This window comes from Nonomuraea sp. NPDC049637, from assembly GCF_040675235.1.
Lineage (GTDB): Bacteria > Actinomycetota > Actinomycetes > Streptosporangiales > Streptosporangiaceae > Nonomuraea.
Genome location: NZ_JBFAOM010000044.1, coordinates 1 through 15,650 on the forward strand (window position 1 = coordinate 1; position 15,650 = coordinate 15,650).

Annotated in this window: 17 protein-coding genes; 8 read left to right on the forward strand and 9 right to left on the reverse strand. The window is 74.1% G+C overall.

The window, feature by feature from the left end:
* Positions 1-686: MurR/RpiR family transcriptional regulator (locus AB0J71_RS39475; protein ID WP_364419195.1), on the reverse strand; the 686-nt coding region annotated here is incomplete at its 3' end.
* 55 nt (positions 687-741) lie between these two features.
* On the opposite strand from AB0J71_RS39475, the gene thrC reads away from it, so the two are divergent.
* Positions 742-1,806 (forward strand): threonine synthase, encoded by a 1,065-nt coding sequence (gene thrC / locus AB0J71_RS39480; RefSeq protein ID WP_352324535.1) that lies wholly within the window; start codon positions 742-744, stop codon positions 1,804-1,806.
* A gap of 696 nt (positions 1,807-2,502) precedes the next feature.
* Here thrC and AB0J71_RS39485 read toward each other — a convergent pair.
* The 3 genes from AB0J71_RS39485 to AB0J71_RS39495 form a co-directional block, all read right to left on the reverse strand.
* Entirely contained in the window at positions 2,503-3,501 is a 999-nt protein-coding gene (locus AB0J71_RS39485; RefSeq protein ID WP_364419197.1) for a CU044_5270 family protein, read from the reverse strand.
* On the reverse strand, positions 3,494-4,084 hold the full coding sequence (locus AB0J71_RS39490; protein WP_352324533.1) for an RNA polymerase sigma factor: 591 nt from the start codon (positions 4,082-4,084) through the stop codon (positions 3,494-3,496). The genes AB0J71_RS39485 and AB0J71_RS39490 overlap by 8 nt, the downstream gene beginning before the upstream one ends.
* Positions 4,085-4,243: 159 nt before the next feature.
* Positions 4,244-4,669, reverse strand: a complete 426-nt coding sequence (locus tag AB0J71_RS39495) for a hypothetical protein (protein WP_352324532.1) — start codon at positions 4,667-4,669, stop codon at positions 4,244-4,246.
* 159 nt (positions 4,670-4,828) lie between these two features.
* Here AB0J71_RS39495 and AB0J71_RS39500 point away from each other — a divergent pair, with 159 nt between their 5' ends.
* The 6 genes from AB0J71_RS39500 to AB0J71_RS39525 all read left to right on the forward strand — a co-directional run bounded on the left by AB0J71_RS39500 (position 4,829) and on the right by AB0J71_RS39525 (position 10,174).
* Positions 4,829-5,491 (forward strand): DUF998 domain-containing protein, encoded by a 663-nt coding sequence (locus AB0J71_RS39500; protein WP_364419199.1) that lies wholly within the window; start codon positions 4,829-4,831, stop codon positions 5,489-5,491.
* A gap of 40 nt (positions 5,492-5,531) precedes the next feature.
* The gene (locus AB0J71_RS39505; RefSeq protein WP_352324530.1) at positions 5,532-5,903 is read left to right on the forward strand and encodes a YciI family protein; all 372 of its coding nucleotides are present in this window, start codon (positions 5,532-5,534) and stop codon (positions 5,901-5,903) included.
* Positions 5,900-7,138, forward strand: a complete 1,239-nt coding sequence (locus AB0J71_RS39510) for a DUF6596 domain-containing protein (RefSeq protein WP_364419201.1) — start codon at positions 5,900-5,902, stop codon at positions 7,136-7,138. Before AB0J71_RS39505 ends, AB0J71_RS39510 begins: the two co-directional genes overlap by 4 nt.
* Before the next feature lie 94 nt (positions 7,139-7,232).
* Positions 7,233-8,357, forward strand: coding sequence for a winged helix DNA-binding domain-containing protein (locus AB0J71_RS39515; protein WP_352324528.1), 1,125 nt, complete (start codon positions 7,233-7,235; stop codon positions 8,355-8,357).
* 63 nt (positions 8,358-8,420) lie between these two features.
* Positions 8,421-9,047 (forward strand): PAS domain-containing protein, encoded by a 627-nt coding sequence (locus AB0J71_RS39520; protein WP_364419203.1) that lies wholly within the window; start codon positions 8,421-8,423, stop codon positions 9,045-9,047.
* Positions 9,044-10,174, forward strand: a complete 1,131-nt coding sequence (locus AB0J71_RS39525; RefSeq protein WP_364419206.1) for a pyridoxal phosphate-dependent aminotransferase — start codon at positions 9,044-9,046, stop codon at positions 10,172-10,174. Before AB0J71_RS39520 ends, AB0J71_RS39525 begins: the two co-directional genes overlap by 4 nt.
* On the opposite strand, the gene AB0J71_RS39530 is transcribed toward AB0J71_RS39525, so the two are convergent.
* The 4 genes from AB0J71_RS39530 to AB0J71_RS39545 all read right to left on the reverse strand — a co-directional run bounded on the left by AB0J71_RS39530 (position 10,161) and on the right by AB0J71_RS39545 (position 12,862).
* Entirely contained in the window at positions 10,161-10,970 is an 810-nt protein-coding gene (locus AB0J71_RS39530; RefSeq protein WP_364392209.1) for a TetR/AcrR family transcriptional regulator C-terminal domain-containing protein, read from the reverse strand. The genes AB0J71_RS39525 and AB0J71_RS39530 overlap by 14 nt on opposite strands.
* A 141-nt stretch (positions 10,971-11,111) precedes the next feature.
* A complete protein-coding gene (locus AB0J71_RS39535; protein WP_352328117.1) occupies positions 11,112-11,465 on the reverse strand; it encodes a hypothetical protein in 354 nt (117 codons plus the stop codon).
* A gap of 244 nt (positions 11,466-11,709) precedes the next feature.
* Entirely contained in the window at positions 11,710-12,345 is a 636-nt protein-coding gene (locus AB0J71_RS39540) for a GNAT family N-acetyltransferase (protein WP_352328116.1), read from the reverse strand.
* A gap of 127 nt (positions 12,346-12,472) precedes the next feature.
* The gene (locus tag AB0J71_RS39545) at positions 12,473-12,862 is read right to left on the reverse strand and encodes a MerR family transcriptional regulator (RefSeq protein WP_352328115.1); all 390 of its coding nucleotides are present in this window, start codon (positions 12,860-12,862) and stop codon (positions 12,473-12,475) included.
* Between the two features lie 54 nt (positions 12,863-12,916).
* On the opposite strand from AB0J71_RS39545, the gene AB0J71_RS39550 reads away from it, so the two are divergent.
* Positions 12,917-14,221, forward strand: coding sequence for an MFS transporter (locus AB0J71_RS39550; protein ID WP_364419208.1), 1,305 nt, complete (start codon positions 12,917-12,919; stop codon positions 14,219-14,221).
* Here AB0J71_RS39550 and AB0J71_RS39555 read toward each other — a convergent pair.
* Positions 14,145-15,620 carry an LLM class flavin-dependent oxidoreductase gene (locus AB0J71_RS39555; protein ID WP_364419210.1) on the reverse strand — a complete coding sequence of 492 codons (1,476 nt, stop codon included), beginning with the start codon at positions 15,618-15,620 and terminating at the stop codon, positions 14,145-14,147. The genes AB0J71_RS39550 and AB0J71_RS39555 overlap by 77 nt on opposite strands.
* Positions 15,621-15,650: the final 30 nt, after the last annotated feature.

The following is a 15,650-nucleotide window of genomic DNA, read 5'->3' on the forward strand; positions in this document are numbered from 1 at the left end:
GCCTCGCGCGGCAGCCTGATCAGCACCTCCGCCCGCGCCGCGAGCGGCGACTCCCCGGCGTCGGTGATCAGCGCCAGCCGCGCCCCGCGGGCGCACGCGGCCTCGGTGAAGCGGGCCGTCGCGGGGGAGTAGCGCCGGAAGTCGTACGCGACCACGGCCGCAGAACCGCCGAGGTCGAGCAGCGTACGGGCACGCGCGGACGCCGAGTCGGGCACCCGATGCGCCCCCGGACGCAGGCCGGCGAGCTGCCTGATCAGGTATTCGGCGGCCAGCTCGCTGAGCGGCCCGCCGAGCGCCCAGACCGACGCGGCTCCGGCCAGCAGGTCGCCGACGGCGTCGAGCAGGGGCTCGGTGACGGCGGCGAGGGTGCTGTCGAGCCCGGCACGCAGGTCTTCGGCGGCCCGCTGGGTGCCGGGCGGACGGGCGACGAACTCACGTAGGCGCGACCGGTCGCGGACGCCGTCGCGCACGGCCGCCTGGAACCCGGCGAATCCCGCGTACCCGAGCCGGTCGAACAGCCGGGAGGCGGTCGGCGGGCTGACCCCGGCCCGCTCGGCGAGCGCGCGCAGCGAGCCGAGCGCGGCGAAGGGGTGGTCGTCGAGCAGCACCCGCACGACGGCCCGCTCGCCCGGTGGCAGCTCGGGGTAGACCGCGTTGAGCCGGGTCGTCACGGGATCCTCATCCATGCTGACAAATGTTACACGTGGCACGGCGCATGAAACGAATGTTACGGTCGCCGGTATGAGTACCTGGAACGGACTGATCGACAGCGACTACCGGCGCTGGCTCCCGGTCACCCCCGACACGCCCGCCGTCTCGCTCAACGAGGGCAACACCCCGCTGCTGCGCTCGGCGCACCTGTCCGCGGTGACCGGCTGCGAGGTCTGGCTGAAGGTCGAGGGCGCCAACCCCACGGGGTCTTTCAAGGACCGCGGGATGACCGTGGCGATCAGCAGGGCCGCCGAGGCCGGGGCCGAGCTGGCCGTGTGCGCCTCCACCGGCAACACCAGCGCCTCGGCCGCCGCCTACGCCGCGCGCGCCGGGCTGACGGCCGCCGTGCTCGTGCCGAAGGGGCGGGTCGCGCTCGCCAAGCTCGGACAGGCGGTCCGTTACGGCGCGCGGATCGTCGAGATCGACGGCACGTTCGACAACTGCCTGCGCGTCGCCCGCGAGCTCGCCGCCCACCACCCGATCGCGCTGGTCAACTCGGTCGGCAACGAGCTGCGGCTCGCGGGGCAGCGCACGGTCGCCTACGAGATCGTGGACGCGCTCGGCGACGCGCCCGACATCCACTGCCTGCCGGTCGGCAACGGCGGCAACATCACCGCCACCTGGGGCGGCTACCGGGCCTACGAGCAGGAGGGGCTGTCTGGCCGGTCGCCGCGCATGTGGGGCTTCCAGGCGGCGGGGGCCGCGCCGCTCGTCCACGGCACGCCGGTCGCCGATCCCGAGACCGCGGCGAGCGCGATCCGCATCGGCAGCCCGGCCACCTGGGACGGCGCGCTCGACGCCCGCGACCGGTCCGGCGGGCTGATCGCCGCGGTGACCGACGCGCAGATCTTCGAGGCGTACGAGCTGGTCGCGCGGCGCGACGGCGTCTTCGCCGAGCCCGCCTCGGCCGCCGGGATCGCCGGCCTCCTCGACCAGCACGCCCGGGGCAACCTCGCGCCGGGCCAGCGGGTCGTGATCACGCTGAGCGGCAACGGCCTGAAAGACCCGGACGCCTCCCTGCGCGGCGGCTACACCGCCACGGCAACCAGTTCGGCCACCTCGGCCGTGGCCCGAGCCCTCGGCCTCGCCGCCTGACCCCAGGCGTGCCCCACCCAGCGGATGCGCGGGGTGGGGCAGCCGTATGAAACCCCGTGATCTTCAAGGAGGTAGACGTTCGTGACGCTGGGCGATCGAACGGAACGCGGCGTTGACGACGTCCAGAAGACCTCAACGGCAGGGGTTCACTGGCCTGGGAGAACTCCGCTAACGCCGGAATCCGGTGGTCATCTGGGGTTCGGATCCGGCGCGTCACCCGGAGCCCGGTGATCGTTTGGGATTCGCGCTGATAGCGTGCGCCGGGCGTCTGCGCGCCGGCGGTCGGGCATGGGCGTCGTCTCGAGGGTTGCCGAATGGCGGGGCCCGCCATATTCATCGCACAGAAAACGGCGGCCCCCACCGCTTATGGCCCTGAGGCGCTGGGCGCCGAGCTGGTCACCGGTGATCTCCACGATCGCGATTCGGTGGTGCGGGCCGCCGCGGGAGTGCCGCAGTTCGTACACGCCTCCACCAGTGGCGCCGGTCAGCACACCGAGACTCCCGGCTGGATCGCAGGCCGCTGGGGCTCCTTGGACGCCAGCCTGGGAGCCGAGAGCACGATCCAGGACCGGGTTCGTGCGGCCGGCGTCTCCCGCTGGACGATCCTCGAACCGGGTTTCTTCCTGGAGAACTTCCTGCCGGCGGCGTCCGAGGTGCGGAGGCCGCCGGTTCCTCCGGCCGAGAGCTTCCGCCGGGCTACTCCACCGTCGGCGGGCGGTCGGCGACGCCGACCTTCAGCTGCGCGCTCGACGACACCACGCTCCCCACCGGTGCGTCGGCCAGCTTCGCGTCTACCACCACCCCCCGGCGGCCGAGGTAGTCGTAGGTCTTCCGGTCGAAGATGTACTCCTCCCTGACCCCGTTGGGCGAGACCATCGCCGCGGCGATGCCCGTGCGCCCCGCGGCGTCCCGCGCCTCCTTCACCGTCACCACCCCGGGGATCGTGGCCGCCGCGCGGAAGAGCGCGGCCCGCTGCGCGGCGGGCAGGTAGGCCTCGTCGAGCAGCCCGCCCACCCGGTTCCACGCCTGGTAGTCCTGCAGCCCGTCGTCGGGCAGGCGCGTGTAGAGGTGCCTGCGCATGCCCTCGGTGTCGGTCGGCAGCTTGCTGACGTAGGCGTAGTCGTTGCGCAGGAACTCGGCGCGGTCATCGAAGTCGGCCGCCCGAAACGGACGGCCGGGCCTGCCCACCAGCGCCTGCTCCGCTCGCGCGGCCGGTGGGAGCGGGTGGCCCGGATACGGCAGCGGCGCCAGGATCTCCTCCTGCAGGACGCCCTTGACCGCGCTGCCCTCAACCGGCAGCCAGATCGTGCGCTTGGAGCGCGACAGCCAGATGCCCCCGTCCCCTTCGGAGGTGTCCATGCTCCGCGACTCGAAGACGAGGAACTGGCCTGGCCTGGGATGCAGCTCCGGACGGCTGCCGGCCTGCTCGGCCGCCCGCGACAACACCGCCACGGCCGCGACCGTGCGGATCCGCGGCGGCGCCGGCGCCGGGGCGGGCGGGCTCTGGACGGCGAACACCGCCGCCCCCACCGCGGCCGCCAGCCCCCCTGCCACGGCGGCGCGCAGCGCCAGGCGGCGAAGGCCGGCGCGGGGCCGGGCCGACATGCCGGCCATCAGGCGCTCCGCCTCGGCGCGCAGGTCCTGCTGCGCGGGGACCTCGGAGCGGAAACTGTTGAGCTGGGCCAGCTCATCCATGGTGAACCTCCTCGACGGCGAGTGCTGTGGGGTCGGTCCCGCCCAGTTCCGCCCGGATCTTCGCGCGGGCCCGGTTGACGCGGGAGCGGACCGTTCCGACGCGGATGCCGAGCGCCTCGGCGGCTTCGGGGTAGCTGAGGCCGCCCCAGGTCACCAGGAGCAGCACGTCGCGGTGCCCGGCGGGCAGCGCGGCGAGCGCGGCGGCCAGGCCCTGCTTCACGGCCTGCGCGCTCAGCCGCTCGTCGCTGCGCGAGGTGAAGGGTTCGGTGACCGGGTCCACCCCGGTGCGGGCCAGCAGGTTCAGCTGCCTGGCCTCGGTGCGCTTGTGGCGACCGACGAGGTTGGTCGCGATGCCGTACAACCAGGGCAGGGCGTTGTGCCTGGCCAGGTCGTAGCGGCCACGCTGGCGGAAGGCGGCGAGAAACGTCTCCGCCACCACGTCCTCGGCGACGTCGGGCCCGAGGCGGCGGACGACGAATCTCTTGATCTCAGGCGCGTGCCTGCGGAAGATCTCCGCGAACACCTCGGGCTCCTGCCGGGACCGCGCGAGTACGGCGGAATCGGCGGGGCTCGTGTCTGACATGCTCTGGCCTCTCGGCTCACGGATGGGACACCCCCACTTGCCCGCTCGCGGCCGACCGGTTCCCGCCGACGGGAAGCATGCCGGAATTCCAGCGCCACAGCAGCTCGCCCCCGCGGGTTCCCCCGCCGCGTCAGACGCGGCGGGTTCTCCCGGCGGGCGTCAGATGCGCGTCGAGGTGGAGGCGTACCCGCCGCCGCCGGGGTAGACCCACTCGCCGGTGAGCGTGGTGCCGTCGGCGTCGAAGGTGCCCGCGTAGTAGGCCGGGCCGCCCTTGGCTCCGGCCCAGATGGTCAGCCGGTCGCCGTCCAGCTCGTAGACGTAGTCGAAGGTGTTGCCCGCCGAGTCGTAGTAGCGGGACACGACGTCCGCCCCGGTCGGCTCGCCGAACGGGCGCAGGTTGCCGATGACCTCGATGCCGGTGACCGGCTCGCCGAACTGGGTGAGCTCGACGTGCTGGACGAGGAAGAACCGTCCGGGCAGCCACTCGTAGCGCACGGTCCCCTCGGCGCCGCCGGTGACCTTCCAGGTGCCGACCAGCCGGTCCAGGGCCTTCAGCTCGGGGCTGGGCTGCTGGGTCTCGATCATGTTGCCCTCCTCTGTGGGTTGTCTCACCGGTACCTCGGAGGCACCTGCCGGGCTTTGACACGAGATCGCTGTGACGTGAATCACACTCGACCGGCGTCAAGAAAGGCGATCCGGGTCCGAGGTAGCGAGCGGGAAACCCACCGACAAAGGAGGACGTGCATGACCGCCACCACCGCCACCGGCGCTCCTGCCCGCAGGAGCGCCCGGACGTCCGGACGACTGCTGCTGGCCGGGGCGCTGGCCGGGCCGATCTTCTTCGCCTCGGCCACCACGCAGATGCTCACCCGTGCGGGCTTCGACATCACCCGCCACCCCATCAGCCAGCTGTCCACCGGCGACCTGGGGTGGATCCAGATCCTCACCTTCGTCCTCGCGGGGGCGGGCGCGCTGGCGCTGGCCGTCGGCGTCAGGCGCACGCTCACCGACGGGATCGGGCGGCGGGCGCTGCCGATTCTGGTGGGTGTCTTCGGCGCGGGGCTGGTGGCGGCCGGGGTCTTCACCATGGACCCCGAGAAGGGCTTCCCGGCGGGGACGCCTGAAGGGCCGGTCACGCAGATGTCCTGGCACGGCATCGCGCACTCGGCCGCCGCCGCCGTGGCCTTCACCGCGCTGGCCGTCGCGGCCGTGGTGATGAGCGTCCGGTGCGCTCGCCGCCGGTCGGCGCCGCCCGCCGTGCTGGGCGCCGTGCTGAGTGCCATCGCCGCGGTGGTGCTCCTCGTGCCGATGTCGCCCGACCGCATGAGCGTCCAGATCGCCGTGAACGGCCTGGTGGCCTTCACCTGGACGACCGTCCTCGCGGTGTCGCTGCGGCGCGCCGCCTGAGGCGAACGTACAATCGGCTGCCACGATCAAGGGACTCACCATGAAATACCTGCTGCTCGGCTACACCCCGGCCGCCGCGTGGGACGCCGCCACCGCCGACGTCCCCTCCGAGGAGGCGCTGGCCGCCTTCGCGACCTACCAGAAGCTGGAGCAGGAGCTGATCGCCTCCGGCGAGTTCGTCAGCAGCGAGGGCCTGGGGCACCCGGCGGTCAGCACCACCGTCCACCGCGACGGTGACGAGGTGGTGGCCACCGACGGTCCCTTCGCCGAGCTCAAGGAGGTCCTGGCCAGCTTCGCCGTGATCGACGTGACCGGCAGGGAGCGGGCCGTCGAGATCGCCGCCCGCATCGTCGAGGCGCTCGGCGAACCGATCGAGATCCGCCCGATCATGGGTGCGGACTTCGGGACGTGAACCGCGAGCTGGAGCACCTGCTGCGCACCGAGGCGCCGCAGGTGCTCGGCGCGCTGGTCCGCCGCTTCGGCCGGTTCGACATCGCCGAGGACGCGGTGCAGGAGGCGCTGCTGACCGCCGGGCGTACCTGGCCGGTCGAGGGCGTCCCGGAGAACCCGCGCAGCTGGCTGATCCGCGTCGGATACCGGCGCATGGTGGACCTGCTCCGCTCCGACCAGGCCCGCCACCGCCGCGAGCTGCGGGCCGGGGCGGCCGACCTTGCCATGCAGGAACCCGGGCGACAGGCACACCCCGCCGCCGGGAGCGACGACAGCCTGACCCTGCTGCTGCTGTGCTGCCATCCCGCGCTCGACCCCACCTCTCAGGTGGCGCTCACGCTGCGCGCGGTCGGCGGCCTGACCACCGCCGAGATCGCGCACGCCCACGGCACGACCGAGCCCACCATGGGCGCCCGGATCAGCCGCGCCAAACAACGGCTGGCCTGCGCCGGAGCCCGCTTCACGCCGCCCACCGACGCCGACCGCGACAGCCGCATGACCGCCGTGATGCGGGTGCTGTACCTGATCTTCAACGAGGGCTACACCGCCACCGCCGGCGACCGGCTCGCCCGCGTCGACCTGACCCGCGAGGCCATCCGGCTGACCCGCATGCTGCACGCCACGCTCGCCGACGACGCCGAGGTGACCGGCCTGCTGGCGCTGATGCTGCTCACCGAGTCCAGGCGCGCAGCCCGTACGGACGGCGGCGACCTGGTCCCCCTGGACGAGCAGGACCGCGCCCGGTGGGACCGCGACCTGATCGACGAGGGCACCGCTCTCATCGACGGCGTCTGGAACCGCGGCCGGACGGGCCCCTACCAGCTCCAGGCCGCGATCGCCGCGGTGCACTCCGCGGCCGCCGCCCCCGACCGGACCGACTGGGCCCAGATCGCCATGCTGTACGTGTGGCTCGAACGGCTCACCCCCACCGCGCCGGTCCAGCTCAGCCGGGTGGTGGCGGTGGCCCACGCCTACGGACCGGCCCGCGGCCTGGCGCTCCTGGACGACCTCAACCGCCGCCACCACCTGGACCGGCACCCGCTCACCAGGCAACGGGAGCACGCGGTCCGCGCCCACCTGCTGCAGATGACCGGCGACACCGCGCGGGCCGCCGCGCTCTACCGTCAGGCCGCCGGCCTGACCGCGAACCAGGTCGAGCAGCGCTACCTGCTCGGCAAGGCCGGCGGACTCAGCTGACCGGCCCCCGCCCGCAGGGGTGACGCCCGATGTAGCGGAACGAACCTTTCCGCCTGTCCTTCTACGGTGAAGGGAACGCACCGAGGAGGAATTCGTGATCGAACTGTCGTGGCCGCAGGTCAGCGCACGGCGTCTGGAGCGGGCGCGGCTGGCCGCCCCAGCCGCCGACAAGGGCCAGGCCGCCGTCGTGGCCGCCATGTGCGGGGCGCACGCCCAGGTCATGTCGGCGGCCGAGCTCTCGATCGGCCTGCGGCTCGACGGTGTCACCCGCGCCCACGTCCGCGAGGCGTTGTGGGAGGAGGGAACCCTGGTCAAGACGCACGGGCCGCGCGGAACCGTGCACCTGCTGCCGGCGGACGACCTGCCCATGTGGCTGGGCGCCCTGTCGTCGCTGCCCGCGGGGCCCGGCGGGGCCGAGGGCGTGCGGCTGACGGCGGAGCAGACCGACCAGGTCGTCCAGGCCGTCCGCGACGCGCTGGGCGGGGCCGACCTGACGATCGACGAGCTGAGCGAGGCGGTCGTCGCGGCCACCGGGCCGTGGGCGGGCGACCTGGTCATGCCCGCGTTCCAGGGCATGTGGCCGCGCTGGCGGCAGGCGATGGCCACCGCGGCGCACCGCGGGGCGTTCGTGTTCGGGCCGGTCAGGGGGCGCAAGGTCACCTACCGCGCCGCGCCGGCCGCGCCCGTGCCGCCGGACGGGCGGGCCGGCCTGGTCACGGCCTACCTGGCCGCGTACGGGCCGGCCACCCCGGCGCAGTTCGCCCAGTGGATCGGGGCGCCGGTGCGGTGGGCGGCGGAGGCGTTCGCGTCGGTGGAGACCGAGGAGGTGTCGTTCGAGGGGCGTCCGGCCCGGGTGCCGGCGGGGGACACGGCGGTGCCGGACGGGCCGCCGCGCGGCGTGCGCCTGCTGCCGTACTTTGACGCCTACCTGGTCGCGGGCCGCCCCCGCGAGCTGCTCTACCCGGGCCCGGCCTGGCAGCGGGCGTTGTCCGGCGGCCAGGCGGGCAACTTCCCCGTGCTGCTCGTGGACGGCGAGGTGCGCGGGGTCTGGCACCAGCGGCGCTCCGGCAGCCGGATCGACGTCACGGTGGAACTGCTGGCCGGCCTGACCGCCGCCCAGCGCGGCGAGCTCGACGAGCAGGTGGAACGGGTGGGGGAGATCCTGGAGGGCAGGCCGCGCCTGACTCTCGGCCCGGTCACCGTGGGCGCGCACGCCTGAGCCCGGGGGACGCACGCCGGGCCGGGTTGGACAAAGCGTCCGAACTGGACATAGCATCCGGGCGTGACGAAGACGGATGAACGCGTGCGGCTGTGGTCGCCGGTGTGCGAGGCGGTGGCCGCGCTGCTGGCCCCGTACGCCGAGGTGGTCCTGCACGACGTCCGCGGCGACCAGGTCCTGGGCGTGTGGAACCCGATGTCCGGGCGCGGCCCCGGCGCTCCGTCGCTGCTCGGCGAGCTCGACCGGCTCGACCCCTCGCCCGGCGGCGTCTATGGCCCGTACGAGAAGCTGCTGGCCGACGGGCGGCGGCTGTCGTCGGTGAGCGCCGTGCTGCGCGACCCCGGCGGCGAGCCGTCCGCCGTGCTCTGCGTGAACCTCGACCGCACCCCGCTGGAGCAGGCCGCGGCGCTGCTGGCCGCGTTCGCCGCGCCGTCGGCGCCCCGTCCGGAGGTGCTGTTCGAGCAGGACTGGACCGAGCGCGTGCAGCAGATCGTCGGCGCCTACGTCCGCGCGCACGGCCGGCCGGTGGAGCGGCTGACCCGCGAGGACCGCCTCGCCGTGCTGGCCGAGCTGGACCAGGCCGGGGTGTTCACCGTCCGGCGGGCGCCGTCCGTCGTCGCGGGGGCGTTGCGGACGTCCCGCTCCACCCTCTACACCCTGCTCGCCGAGCTCAGGAGGAGCCGACCGTGACCCCGCTTCCCGACTTCCGGCTGGAGGTCTACTTCTCCCGCTGGGAGTTCACCGCCCGCCACCACCTGGCCGCCTCCGACGCGCAGACCATGACCATGGCCGAGCTGCTCGCCCTGGCCGGCGACGACGACAGGCACGCCTGGGAGACGCTGTCCCTCGGCTACACCGAGACCTTCGGCGACCCGGGGCTGCGCCAGGCCGTCGCGGACACCTACGAGCGCGTCGGCGCGGACGACGTGCTCGTCTTCGCGGGCGCCCAGGAAGCCCTGTACCTGACCATGCAGGTGCTGCTCGGCCCCGGCGACCACGCCGTGGTGGTCACGCCCTGCTACCAGTCCGCCGAGACGGTGCCGATGGCGTTGTGCGAGGTCACCGGCGTCGCGCTCGACCCGGCCCGCGACTGGGCGCTCGACCTCGACGCCGTGGCGGCCGCGATCCGGCCCAACACCCGCGTGGTGTCGGTCAACTTCCCCAACAACCCGACGGGCAAGGTCATCGACGCGGCCGACCTCGCCCGGCTGGCGGCGCTGTGCGAGGAGCGCGGCATCCACCTGTTCAGCGACGAGGTCTACCGCGGCCTGGAGCTCGATCCCGCCCGTACGCTGCCGCAGGCCGCCGACCTGTCGACGGCGGCGCTCTCGCTGAACGTCACCTCCAAGTCCCTCGGCATGCCCGGCCTGCGCATCGGCTGGATCGCCTGCCGCGACCGCGAGCTGCGCGCCCGCCTCGAACGCGCCAAGCACTACACGACCATCTGCAACTCCGCGCCCAGCGAGATCCTCGCCCGCATCGCGATCAAGGCACGGGACCGCATCCTGGAGCGCAACCGCGGGATCATCGCCGCCAACCTGCCGCGCTTCGAGGCGTTCTTCGGCGAGTTCGGCGACCTGTTCGAGTACCGGGCGCCGGACGGCGGCTGCGTCACGTTCCCCCGCTACCTGGGGCCGGACGGCGTCGAGGCGTTCTGCGCCGAGCTGGTCGAACGGGCCGGCGTGCTGCTGCTGCCCGCGGGCGTCTACCGCTCGGAGCTCACGCCCACGCCGGACGACCGGTTCCGGCTCGGCGTGGGCCGCGCCGACCCCGAGCCGGGCCTGGAGGCCTGGGCGTCCTTCCTCAAGGGGCGCTGACCGGCCCGTCGGGCGGACCGGTCCGCCCGACGGCGGCCTGCACGCCGTCGAGCAGCACGGTGAGCCCGACCGTGAACGCCTCGTTCACCTGATGCTCCAGGTACGGCTCGCCCTCGCCGGGGACGCTCGCCTCGCTCTCGATCCAGGCCACCATGGGGAAGCGGGCCGCGAAACCCGGCGCGACCTCCTCCAGCAGCTGGGAACGGGTGTGCCACCACTCCTCGTCCGACACGCCGGTGGCCGACGGGGCCTGCCGGGACTCGGCGACCGTACGGGCCGCGCCGCGGACGAAGTCGAACAGCAGCGACACCACGCCGCGCAGCGCGGGCGGGCGCAGGCCGGTCTCGCGCAGGATCGTGACCAGGCTCTCCAGCAGCGCGAACTCGTTGGGGCCCAGCACCGGCCGGGCCTGCGACACCTGCAACACCCAGGGGTGACGCTGGTAGAAGTGCCACAGGTGCCCGGCCCACGCGGTGACCGCCGGCCGCCAGCCGCCGGTCAGGTCGTGGGCGGTGGGCAGCTCGCCCAGGGCCTTGTCGTACATGAGGTCCACCAGTTCGCCCTTGCTGGGGACGTAGGTGTAGAGGGCCATGCCGGTGCGGCCGAGCCGTTCGCCGACCTTGCGCATGGACAGCGCGGCCATGCCCTCGGCGTCGGCGACGGCGATGGCGGCGTCGACGATCAGGTCCACGCTCAGGCCCGGCTTGGGGCCGGGACGCGACTCGCCCGGCTCCTCGGTCCGCCACAACAACGCCATCGAACGGCGCGCGTCCCCCTGCCCGGCGAAGACGACCACAGTACGACTCTCCTCTGCCCCGGATCTCTTTACGGCAGAAGATATCAGCGCCCGCCGCGGCGTCCGCGGGGGCGGCGAGAGCCGGGCGTGCGTCGATCCCGGCGCCCCGCGAGGGCGCCGGGATCGAGGCGGGTGAGGGCGTCAGCCCCCGACGCCGACCCCCGCGCCGGGGCCGTAGCCGTGGCCGATCCAGTTGCCGTTGCCGCTGCCCGGCCAGTTGTGACGGCCGTGGTCGTGCTTCCAGCCCCAGCCGTCGTCGTCGGAGTCGTGCCCGTGCTCGTCGCCCTTGCAGGCGTCGGCGTCACGGGTGCCGGCGAACCTGCCGTACTTCGTGACGTGGTGGTACGTGGAGTCGTCGTTCGTTCCGAGGCTGCAGTTGTCCGGGTGCCAGTGCCTCTCGTCGGACCAGGCGTCCGCGGCGGCCACGCCGGCCATGCTGAACACCGCGGCCGCGACGAGCAGTGCACCGCCGGCGGCGATGAGGTTACCTCTCATGAGCTCCCCCTGTAATCACGAAGTGACATCGGCCATCACTATACGTAGCGATCTTGGACGCCCTCCGCAGCGCCACACCCGGTTTCCCCCAACAGCGGGCCCCCTACCAGCAAACTCCCGGACACCGGCAACCCCGGCCTGGCAAGGGAGCGCGGGCCTTCCGCACGGCGTTCCGGCACGGGCGCACGCCGGGCACAGGACGCCGCCGGGGCCAGGACGCCGCCGGGTCCGGGACGCTGATGGGTCAGCCGTTGTCCGGAACGAGCAGCACCTCGGCCCCCATCGGCAGGTAACCCGCGGCCAGGAAGGCCCGTACGCTCGCGGCGTTGCCCGGCGCGATCTGCGCCCACAGCGGGCCGGGCGTCAGGTGCCTGGCCGCCGCGGCCAGCGACCTGCCGAGCCCGCGCCCGCGGTGCTCGGGCTCCACCTCGATGGCCGCCTCCCAGCGGCCCGCCACGCCGCGGCCCAGCGTGACCAGGCCGGCCCCGTCGCCGGTGACCCACACGCGCACGGCGTCCCGATAGAGGCGGGCCCGGACGACGCGCGGATGGTCGCCGGCGGTGAGCTCCTCCAGCGGGAGCGGGGGCGGCCCGGGGGCGGGGGCGGCCAGCGCAAGCAGGTCGAGGTTGCCGGTCCGCCGGCCGGTCGCGGCCTCCATCGCCGTCAGGAAGGCCGGCATGAGCGGCGCCGACAGGTCGCCGGCGGGCAGCAGGGCGTGCACCCGGGCCGGGTCGACGTCGGCGAAGACCACCGTGTGGGCGGTGAAGGCGATGATCCCCGCGTCGCGCTCCGACGGCTGGGGCAGGACGGTCACGCTGCCGTCGGGGGCGGGCGGGCGGCCCGCCGCCGCGTCCGAGAGAAGGTCGGCCAAGGTCTCCATGCCCACATTCCAGCAGACCGAATTCCCGGCGGAACGATCAGGCCGGGGGCCGTGCTCGGGCGCCCAGCAGCGCGGCCTGCTGGCCTTCGGGCGGCGGCGCAGCCGGGCTGCCGTCCCGGCGGAACGGTCACTCCGAGGGCGCGCCCCCGTCCGCCGCGGAGCGTACGGCGGCCAGGTAGGCGTGGATGGCGTCCCGGTTGCGGGACAGGCAGTCGATGCGCTGCTGGATGCGGCCCGCCTCCGCCCGCAGCAGCTCGGCCAGCTCGGGCGTCAGGCACTCCGGATGCAGGTGGATCTCGTCCGGCTTGTTCAGGAACGGCAGGATGCGGCGGATGATCTCCGTCGTGAGCCCGGAGTCGAGCAGGCCGCGGATCTGCTGGACCCGGTAGACCGCCGACTCGGGATAGTCGCGGTAGCCGTTGACGGCGCGGTCGGGGTGCAGCAGGTCCTGCTCCTCGTAGTAGCGGAGCATGCGCGTCGGCACGCCCGTACGCTGGGACAACTGTCCGATCTTCATGCTTCCCCCGAGGATTTGCCTTCACACTGATGTGAAGGTTTCAGCATAGGCGGCATGTCTCCTGCGAAACTCCCGTGGGCGGGGCTGCTCGCGCTGTTCACGGCGGCGTTCACGGCCGTCATGACCGAACTCCTCCCGGCGGGCCTGCTGCCGCAGCTCGCCGTCGCCCTCGGCGTGGCGGAGGGGACAGCCGGGTTCCTCGTGACCGCCTACGCGGTCGCCTCCTTCCTGGCCGCGATCCCGCTGACCGCGTTGCTGCGCGGGCTGCCCAGGCGGCAGGTGCTGGTGGCCGCGCTGCTCGGCTTCGCGCTGCTCAACGCGGTCACGGCGGTGTCGTCGTCGTACGCGGTGACGTTCGCGGCGCGGGTGGGCGCGGGGGCGATGGGCGGCATCCTGTGGGCCATGCTCGTCGGGTACGCCGCCCGCATGGTCCCCCCGGAGCGCCGCGGAAGGGCCATCGCGATCGTCTCGGCCGGGATCACGGTGGCGCTGTGCGCGGGCATCCCGGCGGGCACGCAGCTCGCGGCGGCCGTCGGATGGCGGGCGGCGTTCGGGTCGCTGTCGGCGGTGGCGGTGGTGCTGGTGGGCTGGGTCCTGTGGAAGGTGCCGCCCTTCCCCGGCGAGCCGGCCGCGCGGCGGGTGCCGTTGCGGCGGGTCGCGGTCGTGCCCGGCGTCAGGACCGTGTTGTCGGTGACGGCGCTGGTGCTGCTCGGGCACCAGGCGATGTACACGTACCTGGCGCTGTTCGCCGAGCAGGCCGGGTTCGGCCGGCCGGGGACCGTGCTGCTGGTGTTCGGCGTGGCCACGGTGGCGGGCATCTGGGTGGTCGGCGCGGTGATCGACAGGCGCCCGCGGGCGACCCTGCTCGCGGTGCTGGCCGCGGTGGCCGCGTCCATGACGGCCCTCGGTCTGTACGCCGGGTCCGCCGGGGTGCTGCTGGGCGCGGTGGCGTTGTGGGGCGCGGCGTTCGGGGGAGCGCCGACGCTGCTGCAGACCGCGCTGGTCGTCGCCTCGGGGCCGGAGCACGCCGACGTGGCCACGTCGATGCAGACCACCGTCTACAACGCGGGCATCGCGGCCGGGTCGCTGGCCGGGGGGATCGTGCTGGAGGGCGCGGGGGCGGGCGCGCTGCCGTGCACCGCCCTCCCGGTGGCGCTCGCCGCCCTCGCGGTCGTGGCCGCCGCCCGCCGGCACGCCTTCCCGGCCCCCGGCGGCCCGGTCCACGAGGATCCGGTCCACGGCGATCCTGTCGCCGGGAGCCGGGCCTCCGGAGCGGCCGTCGCTAGAAGCCGTGCCTCGACAGCGGCGGCACCAGCTCCCGCTCCTCGTACGACAGGTGGGACAGCAGCGCGTCGCTGAGCAGGTCGACGGCGGCGCGCAGGTCGCCCAGGCCGCCGGGCTCGCCGACGAAGGCGACCAGCGTGCGGTCCACCCGTTCGATGATCTTGTGGATCGCCTCGTGCTCCTCCTGCAGCCGGTCCAGGACGGGCGCGAGCCCCGGCTCGGCGCGGCGCAGCTTCGGGAAGACCATGCTGTCCTCGCCGGTGTGGTGCATGGTGACGAGCCGGCAGTACGACTCGCAGTACGCCCCCAGCGTCCAGTTGTTCTGCCGCATCGTCATGGTCGCGATCTGCGAACGGGCCGCGCCCGCGTCGATCGTGCCCGCCGCCACCTGCTCGACGAGGTCGCGCAGCTGGGCCAGCTCGGCGCGCAGGTGGTCGTGCACGTCCACGAGGTGCTGCCCGGCGGCCTGCTCGGCCGGGGTGTACCGGCGGCCGGGGTCGGGGTCGGGCGCGGTGGGCCTGGTGGCCTCGTCCCAGACCTGGACCGCAGCGTGGGTCGCGGTGCGGGGCGCGGTGCGGGTCGCGGTGCGGTGGTCCGGTTCCGGGGAGTGCCCGCGTCCGGCGGCGACCAGCTCCCGTACGGCCGGGGCGGTCTCGGCGGCGAAGCGCTCGATCTCGCGCGGATCGCCGGACATGAGGATGAAGACGCTCACCCCGTGGACGAGCGCGAGTTCGGCGAGCTGCGCGGCGGGCAGCGGGCCGCCCAGGTTGAGCAGCCGCCGCACGTCGGACGGCGACCGCCCGGCCTCCAGCGCGGCCTCGTCGATGACGGCGTTGCCCGCGCCCAGGGCGGAGACGTCCTGGAAGCGGGGGAGCGAGGGCAGCCAGCCGTCGGCCAGCCGCCCGGTGAGCCGGAGCATGCGCGGCTTGTAGGCGCCGAGCCAGATCCCGATGTCGTGGGCCGGTCGCGGGCCGCGCTTGAGCCCGTCCACCCGGTAGTGCTCGCCGCGGTGGTGGACGCCGCCGCGCGTGCCGGTGTCCCAGATCGCGCGGATGATCCCGATGCCCTCCTCCAGCGCGGCCACGGCCTCGGACGGGGTGTGCCGGGGGCCGCCCATGGCCTCGATGGCGTCCCAGTAGCCGCCCGCGCCGAGCGCCAGCTCGAACCGGCCGTGGCTGAGCAGGTCGAGGCTGGCCGCCGCCTGGGCGAGCACGGCCGGCGGGCGCAGCGGCAGCGGGTGCACGTTGCCGGCCAGCCGGATGCGCTCGGTGCGCGCGGCGACGAAGCTGAGCAGCGTCCAGGTGTCGAGGAGGGCGGGCTGGTAGGGATGGTCCTGGAAGGTCACCAGGTCCAGCCCGGCGCGCTCGGCGAGCTGGGCGAGGGCCACGACCTCGTCCGCCTGCCCGGCGGCCGGGACGAGGTTGGCGCTGAACTGCAGGTCGTGACCGTAGTCGGGCATGAGGGGCTCACCCATTGGTTGGTTGTACGAACTGTTGGTGTCGCG